The 20,369-nt window shown below is 71.6% G+C and carries 22 protein-coding genes; 16 read left to right on the top strand and 6 right to left on the bottom strand.

The window, feature by feature from the left end; translation table 11 throughout:
* Positions 1-57 precede the first annotated feature (57 nt).
* Complete coding sequence (locus tag R9Z33_RS11795; RefSeq protein WP_318651486.1) at positions 58-1,053, bottom strand: Bug family tripartite tricarboxylate transporter substrate binding protein; 996 nt, start codon at positions 1,051-1,053, stop codon at positions 58-60.
* A gap of 74 nt (positions 1,054-1,127) precedes the next feature.
* The gene (gene tpiA, locus R9Z33_RS11790) at positions 1,128-1,865 is read right to left on the bottom strand and encodes a triose-phosphate isomerase (RefSeq protein ID WP_318651646.1); all 738 of its coding nucleotides are present in this window, start codon (positions 1,863-1,865) and stop codon (positions 1,128-1,130) included.
* Between the two features lie 96 nt (positions 1,866-1,961).
* Between tpiA and R9Z33_RS11785 the strand changes: the two genes are divergently transcribed.
* The 9 genes from R9Z33_RS11785 to R9Z33_RS11745 all read left to right on the top strand — a co-directional run bounded on the left by R9Z33_RS11785 (position 1,962) and on the right by R9Z33_RS11745 (position 10,435).
* Positions 1,962-3,854 (top strand): peptidylprolyl isomerase, encoded by a 1,893-nt coding sequence (locus tag R9Z33_RS11785; protein ID WP_318651485.1) that lies wholly within the window; start codon positions 1,962-1,964, stop codon positions 3,852-3,854.
* The gene (gene trpE / locus R9Z33_RS11780; RefSeq protein WP_404830672.1) at positions 3,808-5,352 is read left to right on the top strand and encodes an anthranilate synthase component I; all 1,545 of its coding nucleotides are present in this window, start codon (positions 3,808-3,810) and stop codon (positions 5,350-5,352) included. Before R9Z33_RS11785 ends, trpE begins: the two co-directional genes overlap by 47 nt.
* Before the next feature lie 42 nt (positions 5,353-5,394).
* On the top strand, positions 5,395-6,288 hold the full coding sequence (locus R9Z33_RS11775) for a DUF6925 family protein (RefSeq protein WP_318651483.1): 894 nt from the start codon (positions 5,395-5,397) through the stop codon (positions 6,286-6,288).
* Between the two features lie 45 nt (positions 6,289-6,333).
* Positions 6,334-6,651: a hypothetical protein gene (locus R9Z33_RS11770; RefSeq protein WP_318651482.1), complete on the top strand. Its 318-nt coding sequence runs from the start codon at positions 6,334-6,336 to the stop codon at positions 6,649-6,651.
* A 66-nt stretch (positions 6,652-6,717) separates the two neighbouring features.
* A complete protein-coding gene (locus R9Z33_RS11765) occupies positions 6,718-7,299 on the top strand; it encodes an anthranilate synthase component II (protein WP_318651481.1) in 582 nt (193 codons plus the stop codon).
* Between the two features lie 100 nt (positions 7,300-7,399).
* Positions 7,400-7,696 (top strand): acyl carrier protein, encoded by a 297-nt coding sequence (locus R9Z33_RS11760; RefSeq protein ID WP_318651480.1) that lies wholly within the window; start codon positions 7,400-7,402, stop codon positions 7,694-7,696.
* A gap of 5 nt (positions 7,697-7,701) precedes the next feature.
* Positions 7,702-8,151, top strand: coding sequence for a 3-hydroxyacyl-ACP dehydratase FabZ family protein (locus tag R9Z33_RS11755; protein WP_318651479.1), 450 nt, complete (start codon positions 7,702-7,704; stop codon positions 8,149-8,151).
* The gene (locus R9Z33_RS11750) at positions 8,148-9,215 is read left to right on the top strand and encodes a beta-ketoacyl-ACP synthase (RefSeq protein WP_318651478.1); all 1,068 of its coding nucleotides are present in this window, start codon (positions 8,148-8,150) and stop codon (positions 9,213-9,215) included. The genes R9Z33_RS11755 and R9Z33_RS11750 overlap by 4 nt, the downstream gene beginning before the upstream one ends.
* Positions 9,212-10,435 (top strand): beta-ketoacyl synthase N-terminal-like domain-containing protein, encoded by a 1,224-nt coding sequence (locus R9Z33_RS11745; RefSeq protein ID WP_318651477.1) that lies wholly within the window; start codon positions 9,212-9,214, stop codon positions 10,433-10,435. Before R9Z33_RS11750 ends, R9Z33_RS11745 begins: the two co-directional genes overlap by 4 nt.
* A 49-nt stretch (positions 10,436-10,484) precedes the next feature.
* Here the strand turns inward: R9Z33_RS11745 and leuB are convergent, their stop codons facing one another.
* The 4 genes from leuB to R9Z33_RS11725 are packed head-to-tail and all read right to left on the bottom strand — an operon-like array spanning position 10,485 to position 14,526.
* Positions 10,485-11,579 carry a 3-isopropylmalate dehydrogenase gene (gene leuB, locus R9Z33_RS11740; RefSeq protein ID WP_318651476.1) on the bottom strand — a complete coding sequence of 365 codons (1,095 nt, stop codon included), beginning with the start codon at positions 11,577-11,579 and terminating at the stop codon, positions 10,485-10,487.
* Positions 11,576-12,199, bottom strand: coding sequence for a 3-isopropylmalate dehydratase small subunit (gene leuD / locus R9Z33_RS11735; RefSeq protein WP_318651475.1), 624 nt, complete (start codon positions 12,197-12,199; stop codon positions 11,576-11,578). Before leuD ends, leuB begins: the two co-directional genes overlap by 4 nt.
* A 1-nt stretch (position 12,200) precedes the next feature.
* Positions 12,201-13,598, bottom strand: coding sequence for a 3-isopropylmalate dehydratase large subunit (leuC, locus tag R9Z33_RS11730; RefSeq protein ID WP_318651474.1), 1,398 nt, complete (start codon positions 13,596-13,598; stop codon positions 12,201-12,203).
* Positions 13,599-13,617: 19 nt separating this feature from the next.
* The gene (locus R9Z33_RS11725) at positions 13,618-14,526 is read right to left on the bottom strand and encodes an ABC transporter substrate-binding protein (RefSeq protein ID WP_318651473.1); all 909 of its coding nucleotides are present in this window, start codon (positions 14,524-14,526) and stop codon (positions 13,618-13,620) included.
* 47 nt (positions 14,527-14,573) lie between these two features.
* Here R9Z33_RS11725 and R9Z33_RS11720 point away from each other — a divergent pair, with 47 nt between their 5' ends.
* The 7 genes from R9Z33_RS11720 to R9Z33_RS11690 all read left to right on the top strand — a co-directional run bounded on the left by R9Z33_RS11720 (position 14,574) and on the right by R9Z33_RS11690 (position 20,363).
* Positions 14,574-15,536, top strand: a complete 963-nt coding sequence (locus R9Z33_RS11720; RefSeq protein ID WP_318651472.1) for a Bug family tripartite tricarboxylate transporter substrate binding protein — start codon at positions 14,574-14,576, stop codon at positions 15,534-15,536.
* A 46-nt stretch (positions 15,537-15,582) separates the two neighbouring features.
* On the top strand, positions 15,583-16,320 hold the full coding sequence (locus R9Z33_RS11715) for an SDR family NAD(P)-dependent oxidoreductase (protein WP_318651471.1): 738 nt from the start codon (positions 15,583-15,585) through the stop codon (positions 16,318-16,320).
* A 12-nt stretch (positions 16,321-16,332) separates the two neighbouring features.
* On the top strand, positions 16,333-17,538 hold the full coding sequence (locus tag R9Z33_RS11710) for an acyl-CoA dehydrogenase family protein (protein ID WP_318651470.1): 1,206 nt from the start codon (positions 16,333-16,335) through the stop codon (positions 17,536-17,538).
* Positions 17,531-18,505, top strand: coding sequence for a phosphotransferase family protein (locus R9Z33_RS11705; RefSeq protein WP_318651469.1), 975 nt, complete (start codon positions 17,531-17,533; stop codon positions 18,503-18,505). Before R9Z33_RS11710 ends, R9Z33_RS11705 begins: the two co-directional genes overlap by 8 nt.
* Complete coding sequence (locus R9Z33_RS11700; RefSeq protein ID WP_318651468.1) at positions 18,489-18,818, top strand: DUF6285 domain-containing protein; 330 nt, start codon at positions 18,489-18,491, stop codon at positions 18,816-18,818. Before R9Z33_RS11705 ends, R9Z33_RS11700 begins: the two co-directional genes overlap by 17 nt.
* Before the next feature lie 13 nt (positions 18,819-18,831).
* Positions 18,832-19,173, top strand: coding sequence for a DUF6525 family protein (locus R9Z33_RS11695; RefSeq protein WP_318651467.1), 342 nt, complete (start codon positions 18,832-18,834; stop codon positions 19,171-19,173).
* Between the two features lie 62 nt (positions 19,174-19,235).
* Entirely contained in the window at positions 19,236-20,363 is a 1,128-nt protein-coding gene (locus R9Z33_RS11690; protein ID WP_318651466.1) for a CaiB/BaiF CoA transferase family protein, read from the top strand.
* Positions 20,364-20,369 lie beyond the last annotated feature (6 nt).

The raw sequence follows: 20,369 nt of genomic DNA, 5'->3' as shown, positions 1-20,369 counted from the left end.
TCAGGGCGGCTCGATGCTAGGCGCGTCCCAGCCGGTGCAACAAGCGGACAATTGTCCTCAATTCGCCGTGGCGCCCGCGGCACGCACGATGGGACCCCATTTCGCCTCCTCCGCCCGCATGAAGGCGTTGTATTCGGCCGGGCCGAGCGGCCAGGGGTCGGCGCCGAATTCGCGCAGGCGCTGGATCGTCGCCGGGTCGGCCAGCGCCCGCAGGATGGCGCCGCTCAGCTTCTCGATCACCGGGCGCGCCGTGGCGCTCGGCGCCACCAGCCCGTACCAGGAGGAGACGTCGAAATCGGCGATCCCGGCCTCCTGCATGGTCGGCAGATCGGGCAGCTGGGACCAGCGCGTGGCGGAACTCACCGCCAGCGCCTTCAGCATGCCCGCGCGCACCTGCTGGGCCGAGGCGGGGGCATTGTCGATGGCGAAGAGGATCTCGCCCGAGAGCACCGCCTGCATGTTGGGCGCCGTGCCGCGATAGGGGATATGCGTCAGTTCCACGCCGATCCTCTGGCCGAACATCACGCCGCTGAGGTGGGACGAGGTGCCCACCCCGGCCGAGCCGAAGGTGCCGGCGCGCGGATTGGCGCGGAGGAAGGCGACGAGGTCGGAGACGCTGTTGAACCCGCGCGAGGGCAGCGTGATCAGGCAATTGGGCATGGAGGCGATGCGGGCCACGCCGGTCAGGTCGCGGTTCGGCTCGAAGCCGGCGCGGCGGTGCAGATGCGGCCCGATCCCGTTGCTGGCGATGTGGTTGATGAAGAAGTTGTAGCCATCGGCCGGCGCCTGGGCGGCGATCTCGGCGGCCAGCATGCCGCCCGCCCCAGGCCGGTTGTCCAGCCAGAAGCCATGGGCCAGGCTTTCGCGCAGGCTGGGCTCCAGGATGCGCATGAAGATGTCGCTCGCACCGCCCGGCGCCCCGCCCACCAGCACGCGCCAGGGCTTGTCCGGCCAATTGGCGGCGGGCTGCGCGGCCGCCTGGCGCGCCAGGCCAAGGCTGGCGCCGCCGGCGAGCAGCGCCCGGCGCTTCACCCCGTGGGTGCGATCGGTCATGGCTTGTCCTCCCTGTCTTGGGAGGCAGCGTGGCGCGCCGGCGCCCCCGGAAGCAAGCGGCTTCCGGCCCGGCGCTACTCGGGGACCGCGCCCGCGATGGCGAGGAAATCCTCGGCGACGAGGCTCGCACCGCCCACCAGCGCGCCATCCACATCCGGCAGGGCCATGATCGCGGCCGCGTTGGAAGGCTTCACCGAACCGCCATAGAGCAGCCGCGTGGTCCGCGCGGCGGGGCCGAAGCGCTCCACCAGGGCGGTTCGCATGGTGGCGTGCATGGCGGCGATGTCACGGTCGGTCGGCGTGCGGCCGGTGCCGATGGCCCAGACCGGCTCATAGGCCACGATCCCGCCCGCGGTGATGAAGCCATAGGGGATCGAGCCCCCCAGCTGCTTCTCCACGACCGAATCGGCGAGGCCCGAAAGGCGCTCCGCCTCGGTCTCGCCCACGCAGATGATGGGGATGAGGCCCGCCGTCAGCGCCGCCTCGGTCTTGGCGAGCACCGCGGCGTCGTTCTCGCCGTGGTTGGTCCGGCGCTCCGAATGGCCGAGGATGACATGCGTGGCCCCCACGTCGCGCAGCATGGCCGCGCTCACATCGCCGGTATGGGCGCCGTGATGGGCCGCGTGGCAGTCCTGCGCGCCCACGGCGACGCGGCTGCCCAGCATCAGTGCCGCGACCTGGTGGATGTGGACGAAGGGCGGGCAGATGAGGAGATCGGCGTTCTCCGCGCCGCCCCTGAGGGCCTCCGCCAGCCGGGCGGCCTCGCGCTGGTTGCCGTTCATCTTCCAATTGCCCGCAATGAGCGGTCGAATCCCGGGTGTCATGGCTTTGCTCTTCTTGACTTCCACCCATTGGACAGAAACCGCCCGCGTTTGGCAACCGCCCGGCAAACCGCTATTCGCCTCTGCATGATCACCGCAATGCGCCGGCTGGCCGGCACCTGGTTCGCCAAGCTCCTCTTCGTCCTGCTGATCCTCTCCTTCGCGGTCTGGGGGATCGAGGACATGCTGCGCAACATCGGGCGCGACACCGCCGTGGCCCGCGTGGGCGACGACGCGATCGAGGTCGAGGAAGCACAGGAGGCGGCGCGGCGCGAGCTGCAACGCATCCAGCGCCAATTGCAGGGCCGCATGGAGATGGATGCCCGCATCCGCCGCGCGGTGGCCGAGCAGGCGCTGGAAGGCCTCGTCCTCGACCGCGTGCTGCGCCAGGAGCAGGCCCGCATGCGCATCGCGGTGCCGGATGACGTGGTGCGGGACTACATCTTCCAGATTCCCGGCTTCGCCGGCCTGGATGGCCGCTTCTCGCGCGAGGTCTTCAACAATTTCCTCCGCAGCAACGAGATGACGGAGGCGCGCTTCCTCGATCTGCTGCGCACCGATCTCGGCCGCCAGCAGCTGGCCGGCGCGGTGCGCGCCGGCGCGGCCGCGCCCGAGGCGCTGGGCCTACGCATGCTGGCCTGGGCGCTGGAGCGCCGGACCGCCATGCTGGTGGAACTCCCCTTCGCCGAGGCGCCCGAGCCCGAGCCGCCGACCGAGGCGCAGCTCGTCCGCTACCACGAGAACAATGCCCGCCTCTTCTCCACCCCCGAATACCGGGACGTGGCGCTGGCGACGCTCAACGCCGCGCGCCTGATGGGCGAGATCGAGGTCAGCGAGCGCGACATCGAGGACGGCTACGCCGCCAACCGCGCCCGCTACGAAACGCCGGAGAAGCGCGAGGTCTTCCAGGCCGTGATGCAGGACGAGGCGGCGGCCCAGGCCATCGCCACCGCCTGGCGCCAGGCCGCCGATTTCGCCGCGATCGAGCAGGCGGCCCAGGCGGCCGGCGGCATGGCGACGGCACTCGGCCTCTCCAGCCGGGCCGACCTGCCGCTGCCCGCGCTGGCGGATGCCGCCTTCGCGCTCACGCCCGGTGATGTCTCCGCCCCCGTCCGCACGCCCTTCGGCTGGCATGTGCTGCGCGTCGGCACCGTCGAGGCCGGCGCCCAGCGCAGCCTGGATGAGGTGCGCGACGAGCTGCGCGCCGAGATCCAGGCCGAGCGCGCCGCCGATCTCGCCTTCGAGCGGGTGAACCGCGTCGAGGATGCGCTGGCCGGCGGCGCCAGCCTGGCCGAGGCGGCGCGCCGCTACTCGCTCGGCTATGTCGAGGCGCGACTGGACGCGACGGGCCGCGCGCCGGATGGCACCGAGGTGGCGCTGCCCGTGGCCGCCACCGTGCGCCCGGCCGTGCTGCGCGCCATCTTCGCCGCCGAGCGCGGCGCGCCGCCCCGGCTGCAGGAAGGCGAATGGGGCTTCATCGCCATGGATGTCCGCGAGATCACGCCGCCCGCCTTGCGCCCCTTGGACACGGTCCGGGAGCAGGTCGTCGCCGGCTTCCTGGCCGATGCCCGCCGCCGCTGGCAGGAGGAGCGCGCGGCTGCCCTGCTCGCCGCGACCCGCGCGGGGCAGACGCTCGCCGCGGCCGCCGAGGCCGCCGGGATCAAGGCCGAGGAACTTGGCCCCTTCCCGCGCGAGCCGGGCGGCGGCAACCCCATGCCGCGCGACCTGCTGGCCCCGGTCTTCGAGTTGGCGCCCAACGCCACCACCATGGTCGAGCGCGCGCAATCCTTCGCCGTCATGCAGCTGCTGAGCGTGACGCCGGCCGATCTCTCGGGCGCGGGCGCGGCGCTGACCGCCCTGCGCAGCGAGGCGGCGCAGGCCATGGCCGAGGATTTCGAGACGCAGTACCAGGCGGCGCTGCGCGCCCGCGCCAATGTGCGGATCAACCCGCGCCTCATCGACCAGATCGCGGGGAATTGACGTGACGGGCTTCGCCGAATTCCGCGCGGGCTTCGAGGCCGGGCAATCCCAGCTCCTCTGGCGCGAACGCGTGGCCGACCTCGAGACACCCGTCGGCAGCTTCCTCAAGCTCGCCCACGGGCAGCCGCATTCCTTCCTGCTGGAGAGCGTCGAGGGCGGGGCCGCGCGCGGCCGCTTCTCGGCCATCGGCATGGCGCCCGACCTGATCTGGCGCTGCCGGGACGGCAAGGCCGAGTGCAACACCCAGGCGCTCGCCGCGCCCCATGCCTTCGAGCCCGAGGCCCTGCCACCGCTGCAGGCGCTGGCCCAGCGCATCGCCGCCATCCGCACCACGCTGCCGCCCGGGCTCCCGCCCATCGCGGCCGGCCTCTTCGGCTATCTCGGCTATGACATGGTGCGCCAGATGGAGCGCCTGCCGGCCACCAAGCCCGATGTGCTCGGCATCCCCGAGGCGGTGATGATCCGTCCCACCCTGGTCGCCGTCTTCGACCATGTGCGCGACGCGCTGACGCTGGTGACGCCCGTCTGGGCCGATTGCGGCCTGGAGGCCGAGGCCGCCTGGGCGCTGGCGCAATCCCGCCTGGACGAGGCGGAGGTGGCGCTGGACCGCCCCCTGCCCCGCCCGGCGCCGCCCGCCCGGCTGCCCAGCCCGCCCGCCCCCGCCTCCAACTTCACGGCCGAGGGCTACATGGCGGCGGTCGAGCGCGCCCGCGAATACATCCGCGCGGGCGATGCCTTCCAGATCGTGCCGAGCCAGCGTTTCTCGGCGCCTTTCGCGCTGCCGCCCTTCGCGCTCTATCGCGCGCTGCGCCGGATCAATCCGGCCCCCTACCTGACCTTCTTCGATTTCGGTGGCTTTGCCACGGTCGGCGCCTCGCCCGAGATCCTGGTGAGCGTGAAGGAGGGGGAAGTTACCATCCGTCCGCTCGCTGGCACCCGTCGCCGCGGCGCCACGCCGGAGGAGGACCTGGCGCTGGAGGCCGAGCTGCTGGCCGATCCGAAGGAGCGCGCCGAGCATCTGATGCTGCTTGACCTCGGCCGCAACGATGTGGGCCGCGTCGCCGCCATCGGCACGGTGAAGGTGACGGCGCAGTTCCGCATCGAGCGCTATTCGCAGGTGATGCACATCGCCTCCGAGGTGCGCGGGCGGCTGCGCCAGGGGCTTTCCGCGCTGGATGCGCTGCAGGCGGGCTTCCCGGCCGGCACGCTCTCGGGCGCGCCCAAGGTGCGCGCGATGGAGATCATCGAGGAGCTGGAGCCCTCGCGGCGCGGCCTCTATGCCGGCGGCCTTGGCTATTTCGGCGTGGATGGCAACATGGATGTCTGCATCGCGCTGCGGACCGCGCTGGTGAAGGAGGGCGTGCTGCACGTCCAGGCCGGCGCCGGCGTGGTGGCCGACAGCGACCCGCGGGCCGAGCATGAGGAATGCATCCAGAAGGCCAAGGCGCTGTTCCGCGCCGCCGAGGAAGCGGTGCGCTTCGCGGCCGGGGGCCGCTAGGCGCGGCTTGTCCAGGCCGCTTGGGCGCGCCAGCATGCGCCCATGCAAGACGCCCTGACCGACCTCCTGAACGAGCCCGAGACCGGCTTCGCCATCGGCGTGCTGGGTGCGATCGGCGAATTCATCCGCGATGCGGATGAGCCGGTGATGGCCACGCCGCTCGGCCGCCTCACGGCGCGCGGCGGCGTCGCCATCCGGCTGAACCGGGCCGAGCCGCGCCTCATCGCCTGGGAGGAGCCCTCCACCGATCCGCGCCTCTGGAAGCAGGCGGCCGCGCTGATCCTGCCGGAGGAGGAAGCGGCCATCGGCGGGAATGCCGTCGTCACCGAGCTCGGCCCCGACAACCAGGCGCTGCGCGAGGAGGACCGCACGGCAGAGCTGTTCGACATGGGCGTGGGCTTCCCGCATCTGCGCGCCTGCGTCCGCACCGCGGACCCCGCGCTGATCCGCGTGCTGCGCGATGCCTGCGGCATGCCCCTGCTGGACCCGGCCAACCCGGCCGGCATGGCGATCATCCATGCCTCGCCGCACCGCGTCTTCGTCTCCAAGCTCGCGCGGATCGAGGTGTTCCAGCCCATCCCGCCGCCCGATGGCCGCTCGCCCGAGGGGCCGCACACGCATCTCCTGCCCAAGCTGCTTGCGACCGGCCGCGCCCATGCGGCGACCAGCCCCATCCCCGAGGGCTGGGTGAGCGTGCTCGACATCTTCCCCGCCCATCCGCTGCGCACGCCGATGCTGGAGCCGCGCGCCTTCGACGTGGCGCGGCATGCGGCCTTCCAGGCGCTGCTGGCCCGCTTCGGCCTGCCGGAGATGCTGGCCGCCAAGGCCCTGGCGCGGCAAACCGGGGCCGAGGCCGGCGAGGATCGCCACGCCCGTGGCGCCGCGCGCGTGGCGCTTCGCCAGATGGAGGCCGAGGCGGGATTGCGCCCCGCGTAAGCCGGGCGGATGATCCGGCATCAGACCTCCGAAAGGGCCCTTCCCATGCGTCGCCTCGCCCCCCTCGCCCTGCTTCTCGGCCTTGCCGCCTGCCAATCCACCGACCAGCTGCTGGCGGGCGGCGACGCGGCGGCGATCCGCACGGCCGAGGCGCGGGCGCGCTTCGAGATGAACTGCCCGGCCGCGAGCGGCAGCGTGCTCTCCAGCCGCGTCGTCATCCCCGAGGATCTGCGCCGCGCGGTGGATCGCGCCGAATATACGGTGGGTGTCGCGGGCTGCGGCCAGCGGGGCGTCTATATCGTCGCCTGCCCGCTCGGGGATCCGAACTGCATCGCCATCCGGCAGGACCGGCCCGCGGGCTGAGGCCTCCGGCCGCGCGGATCATGCGCGAGGTTGACGCAAGCGGGGCCGGGCGGGCAGTTTGCCCGCATGCTCCTGCTCATCGACAATTACGACAGCTTCACCTTCAACCTCTACCACTTCCTGGGCGATCTGGGGGTGGAGCCGGTGGTGCGCCGCAATGACGCGCTGACCGTGCAGGACGTGTTCGCCATGCGGCCGGATGCGGTGATGCTCTCGCCCGGCCCCTGCACGCCGAACGAGGCCGGGATCTGCCTTCCCCTCATCGCCGCCTGCGCCGAGGCGAAGCTGCCGCTGATGGGCGTCTGCCTCGGCCACCAGGCGATCGGCCAGAATTTCGGCGGCAACGTCATCCGCGCGCCCGAGCCGGTGCATGGCAAGGTCTGGGATGTGCTGCATGAGGGGCGCGGCGTCTTCGCGGGCCTGCCCTCGCCGTTCCGCGCGACCCGCTACCACTCGCTGATCGTCGAGCGATCGAGCCTGCCGGCCGAGCTCGAGATCACCGCGGAGACGGAGGATGGGCTGATCATGGGGCTTTCCCACCGGGAACTGCCCATCCATGGCGTGCAGTTCCACCCGGAGAGCATCGCCTCGGAGCATGGGCATGCGATCCTGAAGAACTTCCTGGCGGCCGCCCGCGTCGCCGCCTGAGCGGCCACCCGGCCCCCTCTGCAGCCCCGCCCGGCTGGACATTGGCGGCCATCCGCGCCAAACCGCCTGCCAATCCATCATCCCTACGGAGTCCGCCGCCATGTCCCCGGCCGCGTCTGCCCAGACCTTCGAGACCATCGCCGACATCATCGCGGAGACCGCGAGCGTGGACCGGGCGAAGATCACGCCCCAGGCCCATGTCATCAACGACCTCGGCATCGACAGCCTCGACTTCCTCGACATCGTCTTCGAGATCGACAAGCGCTTCGGCGTGAAGGTCCCTGTCGAGGCCTGGACCGAGCAGGTGAACAGCGGCAAGGCCCCGGCCGAGCAGTTCTTCGTCCTCGGCGCGCTGTGCGATCGCATCGACGAGCTGGTCGCGGCCAAGCAGGGCTGAGGGCCTTGCGCCTCGAGTATTTCGAGATGGTGGACCGGGTGCTGGCGCATGACGCGACGACACTCACCGCCGAGGCGCGCGTGCCCGAGGCGAGCCCGGTCTTCGAGGGCCATTTCCCCGGCTTTCCCATCCTGCCCGGCGTGCTCATGATCGAGGCCATGGCCCAGGCCAGCGGCTGGCTGATGGTGGCGCGCAGCGGCTTCACCCGCATGGCGCTGCTGGCGCAGACACGCGAGGCCAAGATGCGCGGCATGGTGAAACCGGGCGCCGCGCTGACCATCGCGGTCGAACTGCTGCAGGAGAGCTCGGGCTATGCCGAGCTGCGCGGCGTGCTGAGCGAGGCCGGCCGCAAGGTCGCCGAGGCGACGCTCCGGCTGCAGACCCTGCCCTTCCCGGCGCCCGAGCTTGAAGCCGCCGTGCGCGCCCGCGCCGCCGTGATCGGGCTTGCGGCATGATGCGCCCGGTCGCCATCACCGGCATCGGCATCGCTTCCTCGCATGGCGAGGGGCGGGCCGTGCATGCCGCCCTGCTCGGCGGCGCGCCGCCCGTCCTGGACGAGCTGCGCTTCGCCCCCCATCCGGTGCACCCCCTGCCCGCCCTGCCCTTCGAGGCCGCGATCCCGCGCCGCGAGATGCGCCAGATGGAGCAGTGGCAGCGCCTGGGCGTCTATGCCGCCGGCCTCGCCATTGACGATGGCGGGCTGCGCGAGCGCGTCGCGGAGATGGACCTGCTGGTGGCGGCCGGCGGCGGCGAGCGCGACTGGAAGCTGGACGAGCAGATCCTGACCGCCGCGCCCGGCGAGGTGGAACGCCACCGCATGCTGCTGGACGGGCTGCGCCCCACGCTCTTCCTGGCGCAGCTTTCCAACCTGATGGCGGGCTCCATCTCCATCGTCCACAACGTGGCCGGCTCCTCGCGCACCTTCCTGGGCGAGGAGATCTCGGGCGCCGAGGCGCTGCGCGTCGCCGCCGCGCGCGTGGCGACCGCGACCTCCGACCTCTGCCTGGTGGGCGGCGCCTTCATCTCCGAGCGGCCGGAGGTGCTGCTGCTCTTCGCCATGGGCGGCGTGCTGCATGCCGGACCCTGGGTGCCCCTGCCCGAGCGGCGCGGCATGGTCTTCGGCAGCGCCGGCGCCTTCCTGACGCTGGAGCCGCTGGAGCGGGCCGCGAAGCCCCAGGCCATCCTGCGCCATGTCGCGACCGACCAGGGCCGGCCCGAGGGCCGCGTGGCGCGCCTCTCGGCCCTGCTGGCCGCCACGCCCGCGCGCCAGCCCGGCTGCCTCGTCATCTCCACCGCCAGCGGCGCCGAGGCCGCGACGCGGGACGAACTCGCGGCGCTTGGCGTGACGCCCGACCTCTTCTCGGCCGACATCCTGGGCCATCTGGTGGAGCCCGCCTTCCCCGCCGGTGTCGCGCTCGGCGCCATCGCCATCGCGGAGGGGCGCGCGAAGCAGGTCCTCGTGACCGGTGCCGGACAATGGCGCGGCGAGGCCGTGGCCCTGCTGGAGGCGCCCCCATGAACAAGCGCACCGCCATCACCGGGCTTGGCATGGTGACCGCGCTCGGCTTCGGCGCCGAGGCGAATTGGGCGGCCCTGGTCGCCGGCCGTTCGGGCATCCGTCGCATCACCCGCTTCGACACGACCGGCATGCGCGCCAGCATCGCCGGCTGCGTGGACCTGCCCGAGGACCAGCCCGGCCTGCCGCTCTCCGTCTCCGCCCGCGCCCAGCGCCTGGGCGAGGCCGCGGTGGGTGAGGCGCTGGCCCAGGCGGGCCTCGCCGCCCCCTTCGACGGGCCGCTCTGCATCGGCATGCCGCCGGTCGAGATCGAATGGCCGCAGCGCGCGAGCTTCAGCGGCACGACCTATCCCGCGCTGATCGCGTCGGCCACCGGCCAGCAGGCACTGTATGAGGAGTTCCTCTTCGGCGGTGCCGCCACCCGCATCGCCGAGCGCTTCGGCACCAGGGGCGTCCCGCAGGTGGTCACCACCGCCTGCGCCTCCGGCGCCTCGGCCATCCAGCTGGCGCTGGAAGCGATCCGCCGTGGCGAGGCGAAGATGGCGATCGCCGCAGGCAGCGAGGCGAGCCTGCAGCCCGAGACGCTGATCCGCTTCGGCCTGCTCCAGGCGCTGTCCACGCGCAATGACGACCCCGAGGGCGCCTCCCGTCCCTTCACGCTCTCGCGCGATGGCTTCGTCATGGCCGATGGCGCGGGCGCGCTCATCCTGGAGGATGAGGAGCATGCCCGCGCGCGGGGCGCGACCATCCTCGGCTACGTGCTGGGTGCCGGCGAAGCGGCGGACACCTTCCACCGCACCCGATCGGCGCCCGATGGCTCGGCCATCATCCGCTGCATGCAGCGCGCGCTGGATGATGCGGGCCTCTCGCCTGGCGAGATCGGCTACGTCAACGCGCATGGCACCTCGACGCCCGAGAACGATAAGATGGAGGCGATGGCGGTGCGCGCCCTCTTCGGCGAATTGCCACCGCCGCCCGTGGGTTCCACCAAATCCATGATCGGCCACACGCTCTCGGCCGCGGGCGCGATCGAGGCGGGGATCTGCCTGCTCGCGCTCCGCCACCAGATGCTGCCGCCCACGATCAACCAGGCGGATGTGGACCCTGATCTCGGCGTGGACACCATCCCCGTCGCGCGGCCGCACGCCTTCCGTGCGGCGCTGTCCAACAGCTTCGGGTTTGGCGGGCAGAATGTGGCGGTGGTGATCGGGGCCGCCGACTAAGGGGAAAGGCCCTCCGGCGGCTGGGGCCATGGGCCCCAGACCCCACCGGCTAGGCCGCGAGGGCGGCCAGGACGGCGTCGCCCATGGCGGAGGTGCCGATCACCGCCTCGCCAGGGGCGGCGATGTCGCCGGTGCGGGCGCCGCGGGCCAGGGCCGCCGCCACCGCCGCCTCCAGGTGATCCGCATCGGCCGGCCGCCCCGCACTCCAGCGCAGCAGAAGCGCGACGGAGAGGATGGCGCCGAGCGGATTGGCGATCCCCTGCCCCGCGATGTCCGGCGCCGAACCATGGATTGGCTCGTAGAGCGCACGGCGCCGGCCCGCGGCATCGGGCGCGGAGAGCGAGGCCGAGGGCAGCATGCCGAGCGAGCCGATGATGGCGCCGGCTGCATCGCTCAACAGGTCGCCGAACAGGTTGTCCGTGACCAGGACGTCGAAGCGCGTGGGCGCGCGGGCGAGCTGGATGGCGCAATTGTCGGCCAGCATGTTCTCGAAGCCCACATCGGGGAATTCCTCGCGGTGGATCCTGCCGACCACCTCGCGCCACAGGGCGCCCGCCTCCATCACATTGGCCTTGTCCACGCTGGTCACATGGTTGCGGCGCGTGCGCGCGAGCTGGAAGGCGAAGCGCGCCGCGCGGGCGATCTCGGCCTCGGTGTAGCTGTGCGTGTTGATGCCACGCCGTGATCCGTCGGGCAGCGTCTCCACGCCGCGCGGCGTGCCGAAATACATCCCCGCCGTCAGTTCGCGCACGAAGCAGAGATCCACGCCCGCGGTGATGCGCGGCTTGTAGGGGCTCGCTTCCGTCAGCGCCGGCGGCATCCGCACGGGGCGGAGGTTGGCGAAGAGATCGAGCGCCTTGCGCATGCGGAGCAGTGAGCCCTTGCGGCGCTCCTCCGGCGGCACCACGCCCTGTTGGTCAATGGAGCCGGTGGCGCCGAAGAGGATGGCGTCGGCGCCCTCGATCTGCGCCCAGGTCTCGTCCGGCATCAGCGTGCCGTGCTTGTGCCAGTTCACGATGCCGAAATCGCGCTCGACCAGGGTGAGGTCGAGGCCGCGATGCTGGGCGAACCAGCGCAGCACGCGCACAGCCTGTTCCGTGACCTCGGGGCCCACGCCATCGCCGGGCAGGACGACCACCTTCATGCGACGGAGTCCCAGGCCCAGCCGCGCGCGGCCTTGTCGCGCGCCTTCCAGGCCTCGATGGCGTCCGCGTGCTTCAGCGTGAGCGCGATGTCGTCGAGGCCGTTCAGCATGGCCTCGCGCTTGCGCTGGTCCACGGTGAAGGGGATCGCCTCGCCCGAGGGGGTGATGACCACCTGGCGCTCGAGATCGACGGTCGTTCGGGCATTGCCGGGGCTGGCCTCGGTCTCCTCCGCGATGCGGCGGATCACCTCGATCGGCAGGCGCACGGGCAGGAGCCCATTCTGGAAGCAGTTGGAGAAGAAGATGTCGCCGAAGCTGGGCGCGATCACGCAGCGCACGCCCATGCCCATCAGCGCCCAGACCGCGCCCTCGCGCGAGGAGCCGCAGCCGAAGTTTTCCGCCGCCAGCAGGATGGGGCTTTCGCGATAGGGCGCCCTGTTCGGGATGAAGTCAGGGTTGTCGGCGCCATCGGGCAAATAGCGGCGGCGCTCGAAGGCATGCTGGCCGAGGCCCTGGCGGCCGGTGCCGACGAGGCGCTGGATCGGGATGATCACATCCGTGTCCACATTGGCCTCCATCAGCGGGATGGCGCAGCCGGTGACGGATTGGAAGTTTTCCATCTCAGAAGCTCCTCACATCCACGATGGCGCCGGCCAGCGCCGCGGCGGCGGCCATGGCGGGCGAAGCCAGGTGCGTGCGCGCGCCCGTGCCCTGCCGCCCCACGAAATTGCGGTTGGAGGTGGAGACGCAGCGCGCGCCATCCGGCACGGACTCCCCATTGGCGGCGACGCAGAGGGCGCAGCCCGGCTCGCGCCATTCGAAGCCCGCCTCGCGGAAGCGCAGATGCAGCCCCTCGGCTTCGGCCTCGGCCTTCACCGTCTCGCTGCCCGGCACCACCCAGGCGGTGACGTGATCCGCCTTCTTGCGGCCCTTCAGCACGTCGGCCGCGGCGCGCAGATCGGAGAGGCGGGAATTGGTGCAGGAGCCGATGAAGACCCAGTCCACCCGCGTGCCTTCCAGCTTCTGGCCGGGCTGAAGGCCCATATAGTCCAGCGCGGCCTCCCAGGCGGCGCGCTTCGCGTCGCTCGGCGCCTCGCGCGGGTCGGGCACATGGCCGGTGACGGCGGAAACCTGCTCGGGGCTGGTGCCCCAGGTGATCTGCGGCGCGATGTCGCGCATCTCGATCACCTCGTCGCGGGTGAATGTCGCGCCGGGGTCGGAGGGGAGTGCACGCCAGTCGCGCAAGGCGGCCTCCCAGGCGGCACCCTTGGGCGCGTATTCGCGGCCGGCCAGGTATTCGAAGGTGACCTCATCCGGCGCCACCATGCCGACCTTGGCGCCCATCTCGATGGAGAGATTGCAGAGCGTGAGGCGCTCCTCCATCGAGAGCGCGCGCACCGCGCTGCCCGCATATTCCATCGCCATGCCGGTGCCGGCCGCGGCGCTGAAGCGGCCGATGGCGGCGAGGATCATGTCCTTCGCCGTCACGCCGGGCGGGCGCTCGCCCTCGAAGCGGATACGGAAGGTGCCGGGGCGGCGCTGCGGCAGGGTCTGCGTGGCGAGCGCATGACCCAACTCGCTGGCGCCGATGCCGAAGGCCATGGCCCCCACGCCGCCATTGGTGCAGGTGTGGCTGTCGCCGCAGGCGAGCGTCAGGCCGGGCAGGACGATGCCGAGTTCGGGCGCGATGACATGGACGATGCCATTGCCGGGCTTGTTCAGGTCGAACATGCGAACACCCTCGGCGGCGCAGCGTTCGCGCAGCGAGTTGATGAGGCGTTCGCCCTTCGGATAGCTGGCGGCCGTGCGGCCGGGCGCGGAGGAGACGGCGTGGTCCGGCGTGGCGAAGACCTTCTTCGGCTCGGCCACGTGGCGCCCGGCCTCGGCCAGTTCCGCCATGGCGCGGCCGCCGCTCAGATCATGGACAAGGATGCGGTCGAGATAGAGCAGCGACCAGCCTTCGCCGAGATCGGCGATGACATGCCGGTCCCAGATCTTGTCGAACATCGTCTTGGACATGGTCCCCTCCCGAGGGAATTCAGTCTTGCAGCGCCGCCGTCACGATGGCGTCATCCACGCAATGTGCATAGCCGGGCGCGCGCCGGATGGCACCGGCGCTGAGCATCGCCGATTCCAGCCGGTTCCACGGCTCGGGCGGGAAATGCGGGTCTTCCGTCCAGATGCCAAGGCCGCGGTAGCGCGCGATGCAGGCGGCGAGCAGGCCCGGCTCCATCCCGGGGAAAAAGGCGCCAATGGTGGCGGCGATCTCCTCCGGCGTGGCCGCCATGAACCAGCGCTGCGTCGCGGCCAGGGCGCGGATCATCGCGCGGAACTCGGGCGCGTATTCCGCGATGTTGGCCGCGGTCGAGTAGTAGGTGGTGTAGCTGGTCGGGCCACGGCTGGCCGCCGCATGCCAGACATGGCCGGTGCCGTCGCGCTCCATCTGGCTCGCGAAAGGCTCGAAGAGCTGCGCCGCATCGAGGCGCCCTTCCAGCACGGCGGCGGCATTGGCGGCCATGGGCTGGTCGGTGACACGCGCAATGCTCGCGGGGTCGAGTCCCGCGCGGCGGATGTCGTCCTGCAGGGTCCACCAGGGGGTGGGCACTTCGCTCACCGTGCCGAGCTTGAGGCCGGCCAGGTCCGACAGCTTGAAACCAGGCCGCGGCGTGCGCCCGATCAGGAAGAAGGGGTCTGCCAGGATCGCCGCGCCAAAATTGCGGAGCGGCGATGCCGGGTCGGCGTCATGCGCCAGCAGGATCCGCATGGGCCCGCCCCAGGCGAGATGCGCGTGCCCCTCCAGCACCGCATCCTTGGCAAGCGAGGGCTGTGTGCCCGCGCGCACGGTCACGCTCACGCCAGCCCTGGCATAGGCGTCGCGCGCGAGGGCGGCGTAATAGGGGGCGTAGAAGACGGCCCGGAAGGGCTCTTGCAGGATGATCTGGCGCATTCCTTCATCCTGCGGCACAGCTAAGGCTCAGCCAAGAGAGGCCCGCCATGGTGCAACGCCGCCACCTCCTCGCCGCCGCCGCCCTCGCACCCGTCGCGGCCCCTTTGTCGGATGCACGGGCGCAGTTCACGCGGCCCCTCCGCCTCATCATCCCCGTCGGCGTGGCCGGCGTCACGGATGTGGTGGGCCGCATCCTGGCCGAGGGCATGCAGGGGCAGCTCGGCCAGCCCATCATCCCCGAGAATGTCGTGGGTGCGGGCAGCACGGTGGGGGCCGCTGCCTTCCACCGCGCCGCCAATGACGGGCAGACGATCTTCATCGGCACCAACAACCACCCGGTGATGCGCGCGGTCTATCCCAATTTCCCGCTCGATCCGGTCACTGACTTCGTGCCGGTCGCTGGCATCGGCCGGCAGCCCTTCGTCCTCGCCGTGCACCCGGACGTGCCGGCGAATGACCTGCCCTCACTCATCGCCTGGCTGCGGGCGCAGGGCGAGCGCGCCAATTACGGCTCGGCCAATCCCGGGGCGACCAACCACCTGGCGGGCGAGTTGTTCAAGCAGCTCTCGGCCACGCAATTCACCATCGTGCCCTACCGCACCGCCGCCGCCGCCGTGCAGGACCTGCTGGCCGGCCGGATGAACTTCTCCATCGACAGCCCGACGCTGATGATGCCGCTGATCCGCGAGGGGCGCCTCAAGCCCATCGCGGTGACGAGTGCCGAGGCCTCGGCGCTCGCCCCCGGCCTGCCGCCCATCGCTTCCGCCCTGCCCGGCTATGACCTGACGGCCTGGCAGGTGCTGTTCACGCGCCCGGGCGGACCGGAGGAGGCGCGGCGCGCGGTGCAGGCGGCCGCACTCGCCGCCGTGGCGGACCCGGCCGTGAAAGCGCGGTTGCTCGCGGCCAATGTGGAAACCTGGCCCGATCCCTCGGCCGCGGCGGCGGCGCGGCATGTGGCCGCGGAAGTGGCGCGCTGGGCGCCGATCGTGGCGCGGATCTCGCCGGGTTGACCATCCGGGGGCCCTCCCCGATCTTCGCCGGCAGGAGGGTGTCAGCATGTTTTCACTGAGGGGGCGCAAGGCCTTCGTCACCGGGGCATCCGGGCTGCTCGGCGCGCATTTCGCGCGCCTGCTGCATTCGGCCGGCGCGCATGTGGTGCTGGCCGCGCGGCGCATCGAATCCTGCGAGAAGCTGGCGCGCGAACTGGGCCGCGAGGCGGAGGCCATCCGCCTCGACGTGCAGGATGAGGCGAGCATCGCCGCCGCCTTCGAGGCCGTGCCCGATTGCGACATCCTGATGAACAATGCCGGCATCGCGGCCACCAGGCCCTTCCTCGAGCACAGCGCCGCCGATTTCGATCAGGTGCTGTCCATCAACCTGCGCGGTGCCTTCCTGGTGGGCCAGGCGGCGGCGCGGCGGATGGTGGCCAACAAGTCCGGCGGCTCCATCATCAACATCGCCTCCGTGCTGGGCGAGCGCGTGATCCCCGGCGTGGTTGGCTACACCGCGGCCAAGGCCGGGCTGATCCAGATGACGCGGCAGATGGCGGTGGAGCTGGCGCGCCACAACATCCGGGTGAACGCCATCGCGCCGGGCTATATCGCCTCCGACATCAACGCCGAATTCTTCGCCTCCGAAGCGGGCCAGGCCATGGTGAAGCGCATCCCGCAGCGCCGCCTCGGCAAGCCCGAGGACCTGGACGGCGCCGTGCTGCTGCTGGCCTCGCCCGCCAGCGCGCATATGACGGGCAGCGTCATCACCGTGGATGGCGGCCACAGCATCAATCCCCTCTGAAAGAACCGTTCCATGGACTTCACCCTCGACGCCAAGAGCGAAGCCAAGCGCCAGGGCGTGCGCGCCTTCGTGAATGACCGGCTGATCCCGCTGGAGGCCGACCCCAAGAGCTACGACCACCACGAGAACATCAACCCCGAGCTGCTGAAGACGCTGCGCGCCGAGGTGAAGGCGGCCGGCCTCTGGTGCCTGCAGATGCCCGAGGAGGTCGGCGGCCAAGGCCTGCCCTTCACCGGCATGGCGGCCTGCTACGAGGAGATGAACCGCTCCATCTTCGGCCCCGTCTGCTTCAATTCCGCCGCGCCGGATGACGGCAACATGATGGTGCTGAACAAGGTCGGCACGGCGGCGCAGAAGGAGTGGTGGATGATGCCCGTCGTGCGCGGCGAGGTGCAGTCCAGCTTCGCCATGACCGAGCCCGACGGCGCGGGCAGCGACCCGGGGATGACCAAGACCTACGCGGAGCGCGCCAGCAACAACAGTTGGCGCATCCATGGCCGCAAGTGGTTCATCACCGGCGCGGGCGAGAGCAAGCACTTCATCGTCATGGCCCGCACCAGCGACGATCCGCGCAAGGGCCTGACGGCCTTCCTGTTCCACGCCGACCAGCCCGGCTGGAAGATCGAGCGCCGCATCCCGATCATGGGCCCGGAGGAGCATGGCGGGCATTGCGAGATCACCTTCGACGGCCTCGAAGTCGCCGATGAGAACATCCTGATGGGCGTGGGCGACGGCCTGAAGATGACGCAGATCCGCCTCGGCCCCGCGCGCCTCACCCATTGCATGCGCTGGACCGGCATGGGCCGCCGCGCGCTGGAAATCGCCATGGCGCGCATCGAGCAGCGCCACGCCTTCGGCCAGAAGCTGGCCGAGAAGGAGAGCGTGCAGATGATGGTGGGCGAGGCCGCCATGCAGCTCGACATCGCACGACTGGTCACGATGCGCGCGGCCTGGAAGCTCGACCAGGGCGATTTCGCCCGCAAGGAGGTCAGCACCGCCAAGATCATCGCCGCCGACGCGCTGCACCGCGCGACGGATACCGCGATCCAGCTGCTCGGCGCCCGCGGCTATTCCAAGGACACGCCGGTCGAGTGGATGTACCGCTATGCCCGCCAGGCGCGACTGGTGGATGGCGCCTCCGAGGTGCATCGCATGGTGATCGCGAATTTCCTGCGGCGCGAGGGCAGCGAATACTTCGGCTGGCGCACGCATGGATGAGGGCAAGCGCGCCGCGCTGGAGGCCTGGCTCGGCCGCCGCATCACGGCGGCGAGCCTGCTCTCGGGCGGCGCGATCCAGCAGAACTGGGCGCTGACGCTGGAGGGCGGCGAGGAATGGGTGCTGCGGACCGACAATGCCGCGACACTCGCCGTCTCGCTCCCGCGCTCGGCCGAATATGCGCTGCTATGCGCGGCCCATGCGGAAGGCGTCACGGTGCCGGAGCCGCTGCGGCTCTGCGAGGACCGCGGCGTGATCGGCACGCCCTTCTTCGTGATGCGCCGCGTGCGCGGCACGGCCACCGGCTTCCGCCTCGCCAAGGCCGCCGCCGCGCAGGGCGGCGATGACGTGCTGGTGCGGGCGCTGGGGGCGGAGCTGGCGCGCATCCATCGCATCACGCCGCCGCGCGACGACCTCGCCTTCCTGGGCGCGCCGCCCACCGATGCGGGTGCCGCCTTCATCGCCGCCATGCGCGCGCGGCTCGATGATGCCGGCACGCCGCGCCCGGCGGTGGAATGGGGCCTGGCCGCGATGGAGCGGCATTTGCTGCCGCCCGTGCCGCCCGTGCTGAACCACAATGATTTCCGCACCGGGAACCTGATGGTGGAGGGCCACGCCGTCACCGCCGTGCTCGACTGGGAATTCGCCGCCTGGGGCGACCCGCATGCCGATCTCGGCTGGTTCTGCGCGCCCTGCTGGCGCTTCGGCAATCGCGGGCTGGAAGCGGGTGGCCTCGGCTCCCGCGCGGCCTTCCTGGAGGGCTATGGCGCGGGCGCCGATGCGTCACGCCTGCCCTTCTGGGAGCTGGCGGCGACCATCCGCTGGGCGGTGATCGCAGCCGACCAGGGGGCGCGCCACCTCTCGGGCGTGGAGCGCAGCCTGGAACTCGCGCTGACCGCGCAGATCATCCCGGAACTCGAGATGGACATCCTGGCCCAGGTGGAGGCGCTCGATGCTGGAACAGCCTGACGCCGCGGATCTGCTGGCCACCGCGCGCGCCGCGCTGCTGGACAAGCTGCTGCCCGCCCTGCCCGCGCATCTGCATTACGAGGCGCGGATGGTGGCCAATGCCATGGCCATCGCGGCCCGGGCCGGCGGCGTGGACCCGAAGCCGCTGGAGGCGCGGATCGCGAGCTTCACCGAGGACACCGCGCATTTCGCGGCGCGCATCCGCGCCGGCGCCTACCAGCCCGGGACGCCCGCCTATGCGGGTGCGGCGGCCCTGCTGCGCGAGATGGTGCGGATGCGCTGCGCCGTGACAAACCCGCGCGCCCTGGGGTAAGCCCCGTCCCACCATGGACAACAACACGGCCACCAAGCCCCGCAGCAAGCTGAAGGGCGACGCCTGGCGCGCCTATGACGCGCTCCCGCCCGAGGTGCGCGCCGCACTCCGGGAATCGCTGGTGGATTGGTGCCCGCTGCGCGCGCAGGAATGGCATGTGCACCTGCTGCGAAAGGAAAAGCTGAAGCCGGCCAAGGCCGCGCGCGCGCTGGTCCGCACCATCCGCCGCATGGACCATGCCGAGGTCGCGGCCTTCGCCCGTGCCTGGCCCAAGGGGGCGCGCGCCTATCCGCATGTGGCGGCCGAGGCCAGCATCCAGCGCTATGCCGGGGCGGAAGGCCTGCCGGCGGCCTGACGGCCGGCCTCGACGGAACCGCCCTCTCCGCCTAGCCTCCCTGCCAACAAAGGGAGGTCATCATGGGTCCGCTGCACGGGCTGAAAATCCTGGAAATCGCCGGCATCGGGCCGGGCCCCTTCTGCGCCATGCTGCTGGCGGATCTGGGGGCGGAAGTGATCCGCATCGAGCGCGCCGAGGGGCCGGCCGGCTCGCGCCAGGATGTCTCGCTGCGCAACCGCCGCTCCCTCGCGCTGGACCTCAAGAAGCCCGAAGCCATCCAGGCCGTGCTGCGCATGGCCGAAACGTCGGACGCGCTGATCGAGGGCTTCCGGCCGGGCGTCATGGAACGCCTGGGCCTGGGCCCCGAGGCGGTGCGCGCACGCAACCCGCGCCTCGTCTATGGCCGCATGACGGGCTGGGGCCAGGAAGGCCCGATGGCGAAGCTGGCGGGGCATGACATCAACTACATCGCGCTCACCGGCGCGCTGCACGCCATGGGCCGCGCGGGCGAGCCGCCGGCGCCGCCGCTGAACCTCGTGGGCGACTACGGCGGCGGCGGCATGCTGCTGGCCATGGGACTGCTCGCCGCCCTGCTGGAGCGCGAGCGGAGCGGCCAGGGCCAGGTGGTGGATGCCGCCATGGTGGATGGCGCGGCGCTGCTGATGGCGCCGATCTTCGGCATGAAGGCCCGTGGCCGCTGGGGCGACGAGCGCGCGGCGAACCTGCTGGATGGGGCTGCCTCCTTCTACGACAGCTACGCCTGCGCCTGCGGCGGCTTCGTGGCCGTGGGGCCCATCGAGCCCGCCTTCTTCGACGAGATGGTGGCGAAGATGGGCCTCGACCCCAGCCTCTTCGAGGGACGGATGGAACCCGCGAGATGGCCCGCCCACAAGGCGCTGCTGGCCGCCGCCTTCATGACGAAGACGCGCGACGAATGGGCCGCGATCTTCGCCGAGAGCGATGCCTGCGTGGCGCCCATCCTCTCCATGGAGGAGGCGCCGCAGCATCCGCACAATGCCGCGCGCGGCAGCTTCGTGGATCATCATGGCGCCATGCAGCCCGCCCCCGCGCCGCGCTTCTCCCGCACGCCGGGCGGCCTCACCGCGCCGCCCCCGCTGCGCGGCGAGCACAGCCGGGAGGTCCTGGCGGAATTCGGCTTCTCCGAGGCCGAGATCAATGCGCTCGCACCTGCGCGCGCGACCCGCTAGCCTCGC

The organism is Sediminicoccus rosea, assembly GCF_033547095.1.
GTDB classification, from domain to species: domain Bacteria; phylum Pseudomonadota; class Alphaproteobacteria; order Acetobacterales; family Acetobacteraceae; genus Roseococcus; species Roseococcus rosea.
Note: the sequence above shows the minus strand (reverse complement) of the source record. Positions and strands in the feature narration are given on the sequence as shown.

Excerpts from the sequence above, each read along its gene's own strand:
- R9Z33_RS11775 (WP_318651483.1), top strand. The coding sequence starts at position 5,395 with ATGCAAGACGCCCTGACCGACCTCCTGAACGAGCCCGAGACCGGCTTC.
- leuD (WP_318651475.1), bottom strand. The coding sequence starts at position 12,199 with ATGGAAAACTTCCAATCCGTCACCGGCTGCGCCATCCCGCTGATGGAG.
- R9Z33_RS11700 (WP_318651468.1), top strand. The coding sequence starts at position 18,489 with ATGCTGGAACAGCCTGACGCCGCGGATCTGCTGGCCACCGCGCGCGCC.
- R9Z33_RS11715 (WP_318651471.1), top strand. The coding sequence starts at position 15,583 with ATGTTTTCACTGAGGGGGCGCAAGGCCTTCGTCACCGGGGCATCCGGG.
- R9Z33_RS11750 (WP_318651478.1), top strand. The coding sequence starts at position 8,148 with ATGATGCGCCCGGTCGCCATCACCGGCATCGGCATCGCTTCCTCGCAT.
- R9Z33_RS11795 (WP_318651486.1), bottom strand. The coding sequence starts at position 1,053 with ATGACCGATCGCACCCACGGGGTGAAGCGCCGGGCGCTGCTCGCCGGC.
- R9Z33_RS11705 (WP_318651469.1), top strand. The coding sequence starts at position 17,531 with ATGGATGAGGGCAAGCGCGCCGCGCTGGAGGCCTGGCTCGGCCGCCGC.
- leuC (WP_318651474.1), bottom strand. The coding sequence starts at position 13,598 with ATGTCCAAGACGATGTTCGACAAGATCTGGGACCGGCATGTCATCGCC.
- R9Z33_RS11720 (WP_318651472.1), top strand. The coding sequence starts at position 14,574 with ATGGTGCAACGCCGCCACCTCCTCGCCGCCGCCGCCCTCGCACCCGTC.
- trpE (WP_404830672.1), top strand. The coding sequence starts at position 3,808 with ATGTGCGGATCAACCCGCGCCTCATCGACCAGATCGCGGGGAATTGAC.
- R9Z33_RS11765 (WP_318651481.1), top strand. The coding sequence starts at position 6,718 with ATGCTCCTGCTCATCGACAATTACGACAGCTTCACCTTCAACCTCTAC.
- R9Z33_RS11710 (WP_318651470.1), top strand. The coding sequence starts at position 16,333 with ATGGACTTCACCCTCGACGCCAAGAGCGAAGCCAAGCGCCAGGGCGTG.
- leuB (WP_318651476.1), bottom strand. The coding sequence starts at position 11,579 with ATGAAGGTGGTCGTCCTGCCCGGCGATGGCGTGGGCCCCGAGGTCACG.
- R9Z33_RS11695 (WP_318651467.1), top strand. The coding sequence starts at position 18,832 with ATGGACAACAACACGGCCACCAAGCCCCGCAGCAAGCTGAAGGGCGAC.
- R9Z33_RS11725 (WP_318651473.1), bottom strand. The coding sequence starts at position 14,526 with ATGCGCCAGATCATCCTGCAAGAGCCCTTCCGGGCCGTCTTCTACGCC.
- R9Z33_RS11785 (WP_318651485.1), top strand. The coding sequence starts at position 1,962 with ATGATCACCGCAATGCGCCGGCTGGCCGGCACCTGGTTCGCCAAGCTC.
- R9Z33_RS11745 (WP_318651477.1), top strand. The coding sequence starts at position 9,212 with ATGAACAAGCGCACCGCCATCACCGGGCTTGGCATGGTGACCGCGCTC.
- R9Z33_RS11690 (WP_318651466.1), top strand. The coding sequence starts at position 19,236 with ATGGGTCCGCTGCACGGGCTGAAAATCCTGGAAATCGCCGGCATCGGG.
- R9Z33_RS11770 (WP_318651482.1), top strand. The coding sequence starts at position 6,334 with ATGCGTCGCCTCGCCCCCCTCGCCCTGCTTCTCGGCCTTGCCGCCTGC.
- R9Z33_RS11760 (WP_318651480.1), top strand. The coding sequence starts at position 7,400 with ATGTCCCCGGCCGCGTCTGCCCAGACCTTCGAGACCATCGCCGACATC.